The organism is Alteromonas sp. AWJ4_199 (assembly GCF_056159165.1).
In genome coordinates this window covers 518,437-531,954 of the sequence record NZ_JBSWUR010000001.1, presented here as the reverse complement: position 1 = coordinate 531,954, position 13,518 = coordinate 518,437, and the positions used below count along the sequence as shown (strand labels likewise).

Below are 13,518 nucleotides of genomic sequence, written 5' to 3'. Positions count from 1 at the left end.
TTATGACATCGAAATGGAAAACCTCTCCAGAGGAAATTTTTGCGGCCGGTCCAGTTGTACCTGTGTTGGTTATCAATGATGTAGAAAAAGCCGTTCCTCTAGCAAAAGCGCTAATGGAAGGTGGAATTAAAGTTTTAGAAGTAACTTTACGTACACCTGCAGCAATTGACGTAATTAAGCGCATTGCAGAAGAAGTACCTGATTCTTTGATCGGGGCGGGCACGGTAACCAACGCGCAACAGCTAAAAGCCGTTGTTGAAGCAGGCGCTAAGTTCGCTATTAGCCCAGGCATGACGGCTGACTTGCTTAAAGCGGGTATGGATGCTGATATTCCACTTATCCCAGGTATTTCTTCAACGTCAGATCTTATGAAGGGTAAAGATGCGGGCTACACCCACATGAAATTCTTCCCCGCAGAAGCGTCAGGTGGCGTTAAAGCTATCAAGTCTATCAGCGGTCCTTTCCCTGATGTAACCTTCTGTCCAACAGGCGGTATTGGTCCAAATAACTACAACGACTACTTAGCGCTTAAGAACGTTAAGTGCGTAGGTGGTTCGTGGTTAGCACCAGATGACGCGATTGAGTCAGGTGATTGGGCGCGCATCACGCAGCTGGCTAAAGAAGCCGTTGCAGGTGCTAAGCAGTAAAAGTCGCTAAGCTCTACGTTTTAAAAAACCTGCCAATTGGCAGGTTTTTTTATAAGATACTTTTGCTACTCGATATTGCTAGCAAGCACGACTCATCGCGAAAGACCATCGATATAGCCACACGTTTACTTGGGAGCAATAGTCTGTCTAAGAGTGTGACTTTCACCAGGTGCTAATGTTGTGCCTTGTGTTAACGACGTCTCCACGCATAGCATGTGCTTATAGCCAAATGGGTCCATATCTGAAATGGACGCAGCACCTTGCCACGGGTTCCACACAACAAGTGAATCATTGCCCTGTGAGACAACTTCCGTAAATGAATTGCCACCTACTTCAATATCAACGTTTTTAATGGGCGCAAGATGGATTCGGTCGGTTTCTCCGGTAATAGTGTAAGGCGTTGGCGTAGGCTTTATCGCCCAATCGTCAAGCTTGTCTTTATATTCGCCCTTAATTCCTTTTATAACTGCTTGCTGAATATCATCAACATGAAAATAAGAGTGCAGAGCACAGTTAAAGTCGAATGCTACCACCCCTGTGTTTTCAGTGACCAAAGATACGTCCATAGTTTCACCGATAGCGACAACCATGGTTACAGTGCAGTCATTTTCAAACCCCTCAGCCCGAGTAAAGCTTGGTGAAAGGGTTATAGTGGTGCAGTTTGCTGTTTCTTCTGAGTTAACCAGCTTCCACACCTGGGTTCTTAAAAAGCCGTGAGAGGGAAGGGCACCTTTTTCGCGACCATGGTCATCACTAAACCATGGCCAACACACTGGAATCCCCCCGCGAATAGGACGCTCGCCGTTTAGATAGGCATGTGGACTTACCCAAAGCCGCTCTTTGTTATCGCCCTTTGGGACAAAAGATAAAATATGGCCGCCAAATAAGCTTATGCGCGCTGTGGCGAAAGCGTTATCCACGTCTAAAAAGGTAAGACCATTAGACTCGCTAACGGTAACTGAATTCACAGATGGCATACGTCCCCCTTGGACTGAATACTTAACTTACAAAGTAGGCGACGTGAAAATGTGTGTCGCTGAAAAACCGTCTTTATTTTTGAGATAACAAAAAAAGGTGCAAACATAATGTTTGCACCTTTAGATTAACTCAACTTTAGAACAAATAGTTTAACTATTTGTTCTATATTTTTGTTTATTACTTAGAAATATGAGCTACTAAGTCAAGAACCTTGTTTGAGTAACCCCATTCGTTGTCGTACCAAGATACAAGCTTAACGAATGTGTCAGTAAGCGCGATACCTGCAGTAGCGTCAAATACTGAAGTGCGTGCGTCGCCTAAGAAATCGTTTGATACAACTGCATCTTCAGTGTAACCCATAATACCTTTTAGCTCGCCTTCTGAAGCTTCTTTCATTGCAGCACAGATTTCGTCGTAGCTAGCAGCCTTCGCTAGGTTAACCGTAAGGTCAACAACTGAAACGTTAGGGGTAGGTACACGGAAAGCCATACCTGTTAGTTTACCGTTAAGCTCAGGAATTACTTTACCTACTGCTTTGGCAGCACCCGTTGATGATGGGATGATGTTTTGACCCGCGCCGCGGCCGCCACGCCAGTCTTTCATTGAAGGACCATCTACAGTTTTCTGTGTAGCAGTTGTAGCGTGAACTGTTGTCATTAGACCGTCTACAATACCAAACTTGTCGTTAAGCACTTTTGCAAGTGGAGCAAGACAGTTAGTGGTGCAAGACGCATTTGAAACGATAGTTTCGCCAGCATAGCTTTCTTGGTTAACGCCCATTACGAACATTGGCGTGTCGTCTTTAGACGGCGCAGACATAACCACTTTTTTCGCGCCAGCTTCAATGTGTTTCGCTGCGGTTTCTTTAGTTAGGAATAGACCTGTTGATTCAACAACAACGTCTACATCTACTTCATCCCACTTAAGCGCAGCTGGATCTCTTTCTGAAGTAATACGGATGGTTTTGCCGTTTACCACTAGACTATTGTTATCTACTGTAACTTCACCGTCGAATAGACCATGTGTAGAATCGTATTTCAAAAGATAAGCAATGTAGTCTGTGTCTAGCAAGTCGTTAATAGCCACAACTTCAATGTCGTTGCGTTCTGCAGCTGCACGCATTACTAGGCGACCAATACGGCCAAAACCATTGATACCGATGCGAATTGTCATAACGTACCCCGATTGTTCAAATAAAATGAAAATAAATTACGTAAAGTATGGATCAAAATGCCATAATTAGCAAAATAAAAAGCTAAAGTGTTGCAAAATTACGAACAAGTGCTATTGCAATCGTATTCACATATCGCGAAGCCCTTGTTTCTAGAATAATGTTAAAAATTTGTTTGCAGACGCACTTTGCACCTTTGGCCTATGCGTCTTTCACCGAATAACAGGAATGACACACGATGACACAACAACTTCTGCAACAACTGGTTGAAATGCGGGGAATTGAAACCCAATACGTCGACGCATGGGGAAAACCAGCAACCATCGCAGAATCAAGCAAAGCGAAACTGCTAAACACGCTAGGCTATGACACCAGTAGTGATGAGAAAATTCAGTCACAAATTAACCAAGATATTACATCGGTATGGTTGTCGCCTTTAAATCCTGTTCAAGTTGTACGAAACACCCAAGAAATAAATTTAGCCGTTCGCTTACCCATCGAGTTGGTCAACGACGACCATACACTTACTGTTACGTGTGAAAATGGTGACGTACAGACCCATCAATTTACGCCTGTTGATCAAGAAATGACGACAATGGCGCACATTGATGATGTTGAATTTCATGAATACGTAGTAACCCTACCTTTAGATTTACCACTTGGATATCACGATGTAGCATTAAGTGCAGATGATGATGAATTCGCACGCTCTCGCTTAATTGTGGCACCAGAGGCATGCTATACACCGAAAGAGATTAAAGAAGGCAAAAAAATCTGGGGCCTAAGTGTTCAGCTTTACTGCGTTCGCAGCGAAAAGAACTGGGGCATTGGTGACTTCTCAGACCTTGCACTACTTATCGAAAAAGCCGCGGGCGTTGGCGCAGATTTTATCGGGCTTAACCCAATTCACGCGCTTTACCCAGCTAACCCTAATGCGTGCTCTCCTTATGGGCCGAGCTCACGTCGCTGGTTAAACTATTTATATATCGATGTAACTGCTATTGACGGTTACGACGATGCATCAGTGCAAACGGTAGTTAACAGTGATGAGTTTAGAGCTACGCTAGAACATGCCCGTAATGTTGAGCATGTAGACTATGAAGCAGTAGCCCATGTGAAGTTAGCAGCGCTTAAAGCGGTGTTTGATGTTTACGATGCTAAATACCTTCGTAAAAGCACCAAACAAAATAAGGCGTTTAATGCTTTTGTGGAAGCGGGTGGTGAAAGCTTAGATATGTTGGCAGTGTACGATGCCCTGCAATCACACCTAAAAGCTAAAGGTAAAGAAAGTTGGGGTTGGCCGGTATTCCCACAAGAATATAAAGACTATCACAATCCAGCAGTGGCTAAGTTTAAAAATGCTAACAAGCAAGAAGTTAAGTTTTACCTGTTCCTTCAATGGATTGCTGCCCAGCAACTTGAAGTGGCAAGTAATAAAGCAACCGATGCCGGCATGACCATTGGTCTTTATCGCGACCTAGCGGTGGGTGTTAGCGAAGGCAGTGCAGAAATTTGGGGTAATAAAGATCTGTATTGCACGGGTGCAAGTGTTGGCGCGCCGCCGGATATTTTGGGCCCACTAGGACAAAACTGGGGCTTGCCGCCAATGGACCCTCGTAAGCTATATGAACAGGGCTATCAACCTATTATCGACCTGTTTGCGTCTAATATGGCGTCGTCAGGTTCACTGCGTATAGACCATGTCATGGCGTTGCTGCGTTTGTGGTGGGTTGTGAAAGGCGACCACGCAAAAGAAGGTGGTTATGTTTACTATCCAGTTGATGATTTGCTTGGTATCTTAGCGCTGGAAAGCCACCGTAACCAAAGCCTTGTCATAGGTGAAGACTTAGGCACCGTGCCAGAAGAAATCCGCAGTAAGCTTGCTGACAACGGCGTGTACTCTTATCGCGTATTTTTCTTCGAACAAGCAGAAGACGGTGGTTTCTTCTCGCCTAGTCATTATCCAGTTCAGTCCATGTCAACCTTGACCACCCACGATATGCCAACGCTTATCGGCTACTGGCACTGTTTAGATTTAGAGTTGGGTAAAGAAATAGGGCTATATCCAACAGATGAGATTCTTCAAACGCTTTATGCAGATCGTCATGAAAACAAACAAGCGATCCTTGATACGCTGCATGGACATGGTTCAATTGGCGACAATGTGGGTCGCGATGTGAATCACACGGGTATGAATCGCGATCTAAATAACGGTATGCAGGTGCACATGGCTGGTGGTTCAAGTGCGCTGTTAAGCCTTCAGTTAGAAGACTGGTTAGAAATGGATAAGCCGGTGAACATTCCTGGTACATTCGATGAATACCCAAATTGGCGCAGAAAGCTAACTGAGAATATTGAGTCGATGTTTGATAGACATGATATAAATGAGTTAGCGTCTAAACTTACTCATGCTAGAAAACAAGCAAGCCAAGGTTAATTGTCATTATCAAAGAATTGATAACAGACAGTTGCCTAGGCAACTTAAACGAGTAAGATAAAGTACCACGACGGTACTAGACAGAGCTTAAAATTGAACGGTACATTTAAGCTCTCAATTCAACCCGCTGCTATGCGGGTTTTTACTAGGAGTAGCGAATGCAATTAGCGCAGCAGTTCGAACAGGTATTATGTTCTCAGCCGTTTTCCCATTTAGGTGTAGTTGCAAATGAGCAAAGTTCTATACTTCGCCTTTGGAATCCTAATGCGAGTGAAATAACGATCAAATGGGGCAATCCTGCGCTAAAGGACACAGCCGTTACTTCAAGCAATGGTTTGTTCGAAACACCACTGCCAGAAAACTATCAGGGCGAAATTTATCGGGTTCTCGTTAAAGGCAAAGGCGACAAAGGTTATATCGACCCTTATCAGTTTTCCGAACAGGCTTATCACGCAGTACATTACATTGATAGCACGCCTGCGAACCTATATGAGCAAGGTGGCGCGCAACTTATTACCTTGGCTTCACCAAATGGTGAAGCTGTAAAAGGGGTAAGGTTTTGCGTGTTTGCCCCGAATGCAAGTTCGGTTTCACTTATTGGCGATTTCAACCAGTGGGATGGTCGTTTACATCCTATGGAAAAGACTTCTATGGGTTACTGGGTATTATTTGTGCCAGAACTCAGTGAAGGAGAGCGCTACAAGTACCAAATTAAAGATGCGCACGGCCATGACCTGCCGCACAAAGCTGACCCCCTAGGTTTCAGCGCAGAGCAATACCCATCGCACGCGTCGAAAATTTATGACCACAACTTCTACAAGTGGAATGATAGCGCTTGGATGGAAAAGCGAAAGGGCAATAAATACAGCAGCCCGATGAGCATTTATGAAGTACATCTAGGGTCTTGGAAGCGCCCGGGCATTGAAACAGAGGCGCGCTATTTAACCTACAAAGCGCTGGCTGATGATTTGATAAGCTATGTCAGCGATATGGGTTACACTCATGTTGAGTTGTTGCCTATTTCAGAGTTCCCTTTTGATGGTTCATGGGGTTACCAGCCAGTGGGCATGTTTGCTCCAACGAGCAGATTCGGAAACCCAGATGAATTCAAATACTTTGTTGATAAGGCCCACCAAGCGGGTATCGGCGTAATTATTGATTGGGTACCAGCGCATTTCCCTGAAGACGGTCACGGCTTAGCAAGATTCGATGGCTCATGTGTCTATGAATATGAAGACCCAAGAAAGGGTTGGCATCCAGATTGGAATTCTTGCATTTACGATTTTGGCAAAGATACAGTACGTCAGTTCTTAGTAGCAAATGCACTGTTTTGGTTAGATAAATTCCACGTGGATGGATTGCGTGTTGATGCTGTTGCATCCATGCTTTATCTCGATTATTCACGTAACGACGGTGAGTGGATCCCAAACGTTGATGGCGGCAACGAAAATTATGAAGCCATTAGCTTACTCAAATGGATGAATGAAGAGGTGTATAAACACTTCCCTGACGCCATGACCATTGCTGAAGAGTCAACTTCATTTCCGAAGGTTTCTCGACCTGTTTTTGACGGTGGCTTAGGCTTCGGTTTTAAGTGGAATATGGGGTGGATGCACGACTCTTTGCACTACATCGCTAAAGACCCTGCGTACCGCAACTATCATCATGGTGACATCACATTTAGTATGGTCTACGCGTTCGACGAAAACTTCGTATTGCCTATTTCACACGATGAAGTTGTGCATGGCAAAGGCAGTATGCTGCACAAAATGCCAGGCGATGAATGGCAGCAAGCCGCAAACTTGCGTTGTTACGCGGGCTTTATGTACGGTCACCCTGGCAAGAAACTTAACTTTATGGGTAATGAACTTGCACAGGCCCGTGAGTGGAACCATGACAGCAGCCTAGACTGGCATCTGCTCGATTATGATAAACACAAGGGTGTTCAAGCGCTTTATAAAGCGCTCAATCACCTATATACGTCGACGCCAGCGCTATACGAGCAAGACCATGACCCTAGCGGCTTTGCTTGGTTAGATCACAGTAACGCTGGTCAAAGCCTAGTTTCATTTGTGCGTACGTCAAAAGATGCAAAGCAGAAAGTGTATGTGGTGTCTAATTTTACACCTGTACCACGTGAGAAATTTAGAATAGGCGTGGATGATGCGTGCACGCTATCGCTGTTGCTGAACACTGATGATGGTGCGTACTGGGGTAGCAACTATGATGTTGTCTCTAATGTAAATACGCAACCTCAGCCTTGGAATGAGCGTCCTTATTCTGCTGAGATTACCTTACCGCCGCTTGCCACGGTATTTTATGTTGCCAACGTAGATTAACCCTTCTAGGGCGCGTAAGCCTTAGCGAATAAATAAATTGAGAACGTAGTGAACGAAACTTTAGACACCGCGCTAATAGTAGGAAGTGGAATGGGCGAAGCCCAACCACTTGGCGCCACACTGACTCACGATGGATGTAATTTTGCTGTTTACGCACCCGATGCGAAGGCAGTCGTGTTGTGTTTTTTCAACAGCGACACAGAGGAGGCCATTAGCGAGCACCCTTTGCCCGAGAAAACCGGCGATGTTTGGCACGGTCATTTTAGCGGTGTAAATGCGGGTCAATACTATGGGTACCGTGTCGAACGCGGAGAAAACGGTTTACATGCTGTCCCCACCGAAAAATTGCTAATTGACCCGTACGCGAAAAAAATCAGCCGTGCAATAAAGTGGGACGCAAGGCAATACAAGCACGACTCTCAGTTTATGATCCCAAAGTGCATAGTCATAGATCATAATGACTATGCAACCAATCATGTTAGTTCGCCCAATATACCTAAACACAAGCGCGTGGTGTATGAAGCTCACGTAAAAGGGTTAACAAAACTTCACCCTGATGTGCCAAAAGAACACAGAGGGAAGTTTATTGGTGCAGCTCACCCCAGCGTGATTAATCACATTAAGGCTTTAGGAGCAACAACGGTGCAATTCATGCCTTTGTGTTCATTTATGCCAGAGCCTTTTATCACCGATAAGGGTTTAACAAACTATTGGGGATACAACCCGGTCAACTTCTTTGCCCCTGAACCCCGCTATGGTGTTTCTGATGCGCTCGCTGAACTTAAGTCTATGGTTGACGCTTATCACAGTGCAGGCCTAGAAGTGATCGTTGATGTGGTATTTAACCATACAGCAGAGGCAGGTGTTGGCGGTCCAATTCTATCCTACAAGGGCTTTTGTCCTTACCAAGCTTATTTGATAGAACAAACGAAAAACGGAGAGTTAGTTTATTCCAACCACTCTGGCTGTGGTAACACAGTGAATACTGCCCAGCCATTTATGATGGGACTTATCTTGGATGCCATGCGTCATTGGGTATCCGTTATTGGCGTTGACGGTTTTCGCTTCGATTTGGCAGTTTGTTTAGGAAGAGAGCCGCAGGAATATAATAACAAATCAGGGTTACTGAGAGCCATCAGTAGCGATCCGGTTTTAAAAGACAAGGTGCTGCTCGCTGAGCCTTGGGACATTGGTCCGAATGGGTACCAAGTCGGCAACTTCCCGTCACCATGGTTAGAGGTAAACGACAAATACCGTGACACGGTGCGTGCGTTCTGGCGTGGTGACGATGGCGTTACTGCAGATTTTGCTACCCGCTTAATGGGCTCGCGCGATATTTTTCACAAAGGTCGACGACATATCAGCACATCGGTAAATAATGTGACTTATCACGATGGCTTCACGCTGCACGATATGGTGACCTACGCTGAGCGCCACAATCTTGATAACTTAGAAGAAAATCGAGATGGTCATGGACACAACCTGTCTGCCAATTATGGTGTTGAGGGGGAAACGAATGACGAGCGAGTTCTTTCTATGCGAGAGCGTCAAAAACGCAATCTGTTCGCAACCCTTATTTTTTCCCAAGGTACGCCCCATATACTCGGCGGTGATGAGTTAAGTCGTACCCAAAACGGCAATAATAATGCCTACTGCCAGGATAACCCCATTAGCTGGATGAATTGGGAACTGAACAAGCGTAAACAGGACTTTTTAAGCTTTTGCCAGTACGTAGTGCGCTTGCGTCAATCGTCGTCACTGTTAAGTGAATTAAAGCTTCATGACGATACTTTTACACTATCGAGAAACGTTAAAGAGATTAATTGGTACAAGCCAGACGGGTCGGACAAAGCGTCTGAAGATTGGAATGCGCACCACAACAAAGCGTTTGGTGTTGAAATAAAGGGCTGTGCTATTGGCGACCAAAAGCCCGAGCATTGGTTCTTGTGTGTGAACGCTAGCGATAGCGACGTGCGTTTTCACCTGCCAACTGTGATGCCGAAAGGCGGGTGGACCATGCATTTAGACACGCGCTACAGCTCACTAGATGAACAACCTTCGATTTGTATTCAAAAGGTATTTTTACAAGCCAGTAAATCTCTCACGTTGTTCAGTTTTTCCCAATTTTCGGAATAGTAGTTGAACGCTCAAAATGACTTAAAACCGCAATGCTGCATGTTGGATCTTAATTGTCTTCCAAGTGCCGCTTATTTTAACAAAGCTCACGGCGTTAATAGCGAACGCAAACCTTATTAATTTCTATCTAGCGAAGTAAACTTAGCTAGATAAGCCCAGACGCTTGTATCTAGCGAGCGACGCACACAGCTAGAAAACACTACAGTGTCTTTACAGTTGTATAAATTTTGCTCGGCGTGTTGATGTGTATATTACCTGACGCTAAATAAATACAAATTTCTGATTCAAACTGGCCTAAAAAACCTGTTAATGTTTACCGCTGGTGATATTTACACCAGCGCGCGCTAAATTGTGAGCTTAAGCTGTTCTTTATTCTTTCTGGTGGTATCATGCGCAGCCATCTGAAATGTGAGGGTGTTCCTATGCAAAAGAAAGGTGGTAATTCGCACGAAGACAAGTCGTGTGATATTGGTTTTATTGGTTTAGGGGTGATGGGTAGTAACCTTACCATGAACCTAGTGGACCATGGCTATCGTGTAGCGTGTTTTGATTTAGACCAAAATAAGGTTGAGTCTATTCTTGCCAAAGACGCAAGCGAAAGAGCCGAAAATACTGAGCCTCGTGTTGAAGGCTGCAGTTCCTACACCGAGCTTTTAAGCAAGTTAAAAGCCCCGCATCTTATTATTATCTCTGTGCCAGCAGGCGACCCCGTTGACCATGTTTGTAATCACCTTATCGATGCGGGTATTCACGCTGACGACATAGTGGTTGATACTGGAAACAGCTTGTGGACAGACTCTGTGGCACGTGAAGAGCAGTACAAAGGTAAATTTATTTTCTTCTCTACCGCCGTGTCAGGTGGTGAAGTAGGCGCTCGTTTCGGGCCATCTCTTATGCCTTCAGGCAACCCTTATGCATGGACACGCATTGAGCCTGTTCTTAAAGCTATTGCTGCAAAGGTTGACCCAGAAACAGGTAAACCATTAGAAAGCCATACGCCAGGTCAGCCTGTGTTAGAAGGCGAAGCATGTGCGACTTATATTGGCCCCGTTGGGGCAGGGCACTATGTAAAAATGGTGCATAACGGCATTGAATACGCAGACATGCAGCTTATCTGCGAAACTTACCATGTTATGCGTGAAGCGCTGCATATGGCGCCTGCTGAAATTGCGGAAGTATTTAGAAAGTGGAACGAAGGCAAGCTCAATAGCTACTTGATGGAAATCAGTGCAGAAGTCCTTGAGCAAATGGACCCTGAAACGCAGCAGCCGTTGGTTGATGTCATCTTAGACAGAGCAGGTCAAAAAGGCACTGGCCTTTGGACTGCAGTAAGCGCGTTACAAGTAGGTAGTCCGGCACAGACCATCACTTCAGCGGTATTCGCACGTAGTATTTCGAGTTTGAAAGACGAGCGTGTTGCTGCTAGTAAAGTACTCTCTGGACCTGATGCACCAACGTTCAGCGATGAAGAAAAAACGTCTATCATCAATAAGCTAGAGCAAGCGCTTTACTGCTCGAAAATCTGTGCTTATGCCCAAGGATTCCAGTTGATGGCAATGGCAGGCAAAGAACACGGCTGGACACTTGAATTTGGTGAAATCGCAAAGATTTGGCGTGCAGGCTGTATTATTCGCGCGGTATTCTTACAATCGATTTCTAAGGCTTACGAGAACAACGAAGACTTAGCAAACTTGCTTATGGATCCGTTCTTTGCAGAGCAAATTACGCAGTATCAAGCTGACTGGCGGGAGTCTATCGCTCAGGCAACGCTTGCTGGGGTTCCGTGCCCAGCAATGATGTCTGCGCTTAGCTACTACGACTCATATCGCACTGCAGTACTGCCAGCTAACTTGTTACAAGGCCAGCGCGATTACTTTGGCGCGCATACCTACCAGCGAGTAGATAAGCCAGCGGGCAAGAAGTATCACATTGAGTGGAGTGATCCCGCGCGTCCACAAACTGCTATCAAGAGATAGTGTTAAATAAATAGTGGTACAAACGTTCATATTTGAGCGTAAACTATGAAAAGGTGTATTTGTTCTCAAATACACCTTTTTTGTTTAAGAGGTAATTTATGTCGACAGGTAAGAACCCAAACGCATCACCGACTGAAAAAGACTGGAAAACTGAGCTTAGCGATGAGGAATATTATGTTTGTCGGGAAGCCGGCACTGAACGGCCTTTTACCGGTGTGTTGCTAGACGAACAGCGGGATGGTTTGTACGTCTGCAAGTGCTGCGAAGCGCCACTTTTCCCCTCAGATACTAAATTTGATGCCGGTTGTGGATGGCCTTCATTCTACAAGCAGCTTGATGACGGGAATGTAGATTATAGAGAAGACTTGAGTCACGGTATGCGTAGAGTTGAGATTTTTTGTAAGCAGTGTGGCTCGCACTTGGGCCACGTATTTCCAGATGGTCCTGCGCCAACGGGTCAACGGTACTGCGTAAATTCGCTATCTATGACCTTTAAAGGTGAAGACGATACAGAAATTAAAGGTTAAATGGCCAAGTCAGATGGGTCATTACTTCAATTGAGCGCTAGGCAATATTAGTCTGCATTGATAATGGCCTCCTCAGTGGGTAATTATCAATGCGGACTGGTATAAGGTAAACATCTGGTTAAAATTTAACCTTGCATTAAGCGCCTTGAAATCAATATCAAAAAAACCGCCCATAAAAGGCGGTTTTTTTAATTATTTACTAATGAAATTGTGTAATTGAATTTCAAAAAATTAAAGATTATCGAGTTTTAACGAATCTGCGTTGAAGGTTGCACTATTCAGACTACTGACGATTTCATCGACAATATTGTCCAATATCTCAACAGGCAGGGCGTACTTCTTACCGAGCTGCATGCGTTGTGTCTCGTTAAGTCGTTCGTCATAGTTTTCAGCGACTCCATACCACACATAAGCAAGGCGATAGTTCTCTCTGTCCATTCCCATTGAAGCGAGAGAGTAAAAGATACTGACATCAATATTATCACTATCCATATACAAACTCAGTGCGCGATAGAGAGTATTGATGGTGCGCTTCTGGTCTGTTTTTATTTGCACAGAAGCGAGTTCGACTAATAATTTTGGATCGGTGACCTGATTGCTGGCCGCAAAGCGCTCGAAGCGATGAAAAGCATCTTTGTCGTTGTATCGTGTCCAGTGATAGTAAGAAAGATAAGGATCAAGGGAGTCTTTCGTCTCGCGGCTTAGGCGTTTAATTTCACGCCGGGCAGTAATAACGCCTTTTAGCCGTGTCGCTTCCTTGCCTTTGCGTTTAACGTGTTCGATATGCTGCACTTCTTCAACGCAGGTGAGATACTCTTCGAAGTTCAGAAGGAGCGGGTACTTGTAAGCGTCGTCTTTTGAATCTTGATTGTAGTAACGTAAGCGAATAATCTCAGCTCGCTCGCCGCGACAACGGGCATCCAAACTCAAATCTAAGCAAATCTCGCTGTGAGATTCACAAATTTCACTAATAGTAGGTTCAAAAAGATCGCCGCAACCGGTGAGTGTTGTCGCTGCTGCCAGCCACACTGTCGCTAGATGCTTTTTTGTTGGAAACTTACTAAATAAATTCGTTGTTGTACGAGTTTTCATAGAGGTTTTGAAACTTATCAACAATTTGGTCTTCCTTGCTTGTTTATTTAAGATACTGCTCGTCACCGTCAGGCGAAAACTCACCTAGTGTACCCTAAAAATAAGAAAAAGCTGACGCGTAATTAGGATTAGTTAGAAGCGTTTGGGCCAATAATAAATTGGTTGCGCAGACAACAATGACAACACCGTTAATTTAATATCGATGAAGGCAGAAG

Annotated in this window: 9 protein-coding genes; 6 read left to right on the top strand and 3 right to left on the bottom strand. The window is 44.7% G+C overall.

The features are described from left to right. Positions 1-2: 2 nt before the first annotated feature. Positions 3-647: a bifunctional 4-hydroxy-2-oxoglutarate aldolase/2-dehydro-3-deoxy-phosphogluconate aldolase gene (locus tag ACXAER_RS02400; protein WP_179983754.1), complete on the top strand. Its 645-nt coding sequence runs from the start codon at positions 3-5 to the stop codon at positions 645-647. Between the two features lie 125 nt (positions 648-772). On the opposite strand, the gene ACXAER_RS02395 is transcribed toward ACXAER_RS02400, so the two are convergent. Together ACXAER_RS02395 and gap are read right to left on the bottom strand one after the other, a co-directional pair. Beyond that, positions 773-1,624 (bottom strand): D-hexose-6-phosphate mutarotase, encoded by an 852-nt coding sequence (locus ACXAER_RS02395; RefSeq protein WP_474826239.1) that lies wholly within the window; start codon positions 1,622-1,624, stop codon positions 773-775. A gap of 178 nt (positions 1,625-1,802) precedes the next feature. Beyond that, positions 1,803-2,798, bottom strand: a complete 996-nt coding sequence (gene gap, locus ACXAER_RS02390; RefSeq protein WP_474826237.1) for a type I glyceraldehyde-3-phosphate dehydrogenase — start codon at positions 2,796-2,798, stop codon at positions 1,803-1,805. A gap of 236 nt (positions 2,799-3,034) precedes the next feature. On the opposite strand from gap, the gene malQ reads away from it, so the two are divergent. From malQ to msrB, 5 genes are all read left to right on the top strand, one after another. After that, the gene (gene malQ, locus ACXAER_RS02385) at positions 3,035-5,233 is read left to right on the top strand and encodes a 4-alpha-glucanotransferase (RefSeq protein ID WP_474826235.1); all 2,199 of its coding nucleotides are present in this window, start codon (positions 3,035-3,037) and stop codon (positions 5,231-5,233) included. 158 nt (positions 5,234-5,391) lie between these two features. Further along, positions 5,392-7,572, top strand: a complete 2,181-nt coding sequence (gene glgB, locus ACXAER_RS02380; protein ID WP_474826233.1) for a 1,4-alpha-glucan branching protein GlgB — start codon at positions 5,392-5,394, stop codon at positions 7,570-7,572. Positions 7,573-7,620: 48 nt separating this feature from the next. Further along, positions 7,621-9,708 (top strand): glycogen debranching protein GlgX, encoded by a 2,088-nt coding sequence (gene glgX / locus ACXAER_RS02375; protein ID WP_474826231.1) that lies wholly within the window; start codon positions 7,621-7,623, stop codon positions 9,706-9,708. Between the two features lie 422 nt (positions 9,709-10,130). Further along, complete coding sequence (gndA, locus tag ACXAER_RS02370) at positions 10,131-11,684, top strand: NADP-dependent phosphogluconate dehydrogenase (protein ID WP_474826229.1); 1,554 nt, start codon at positions 10,131-10,133, stop codon at positions 11,682-11,684. A gap of 98 nt (positions 11,685-11,782) precedes the next feature. Continuing rightward, on the top strand, positions 11,783-12,211 hold the full coding sequence (gene msrB / locus ACXAER_RS02365; protein WP_474826227.1) for a peptide-methionine (R)-S-oxide reductase MsrB: 429 nt from the start codon (positions 11,783-11,785) through the stop codon (positions 12,209-12,211). A gap of 231 nt (positions 12,212-12,442) precedes the next feature. Here the strand turns inward: msrB and ACXAER_RS02360 are convergent, their stop codons facing one another. Further along, positions 12,443-13,327, bottom strand: a complete 885-nt coding sequence (locus tag ACXAER_RS02360; RefSeq protein WP_474826225.1) for a DUF2989 domain-containing protein — start codon at positions 13,325-13,327, stop codon at positions 12,443-12,445. Between the last annotated feature and the right edge of the window lie 191 nt (positions 13,328-13,518).

Bases quoted from the DNA above. Each gene is read 5' to 3' on its own strand.
- ACXAER_RS02400 (WP_179983754.1), top strand. From the start codon at position 3: ATGACATCGAAATGGAAAACCTCTCCAGAGGAAATTTTTGCGGCCGGT.
- ACXAER_RS02395 (WP_474826239.1), bottom strand. From the start codon at position 1,624: ATGCCATCTGTGAATTCAGTTACCGTTAGCGAGTCTAATGGTCTTACC.
- gap (WP_474826237.1), bottom strand. From the start codon at position 2,798: ATGACAATTCGCATCGGTATCAATGGTTTTGGCCGTATTGGTCGCCTA.
- malQ (WP_474826235.1), top strand. From the start codon at position 3,035: ATGACACAACAACTTCTGCAACAACTGGTTGAAATGCGGGGAATTGAA.
- glgB (WP_474826233.1), top strand. From the start codon at position 5,392: ATGCAATTAGCGCAGCAGTTCGAACAGGTATTATGTTCTCAGCCGTTT.
- gndA (WP_474826229.1), top strand. From the start codon at position 10,131: ATGCAAAAGAAAGGTGGTAATTCGCACGAAGACAAGTCGTGTGATATT.
- msrB (WP_474826227.1), top strand. From the start codon at position 11,783: ATGTCGACAGGTAAGAACCCAAACGCATCACCGACTGAAAAAGACTGG.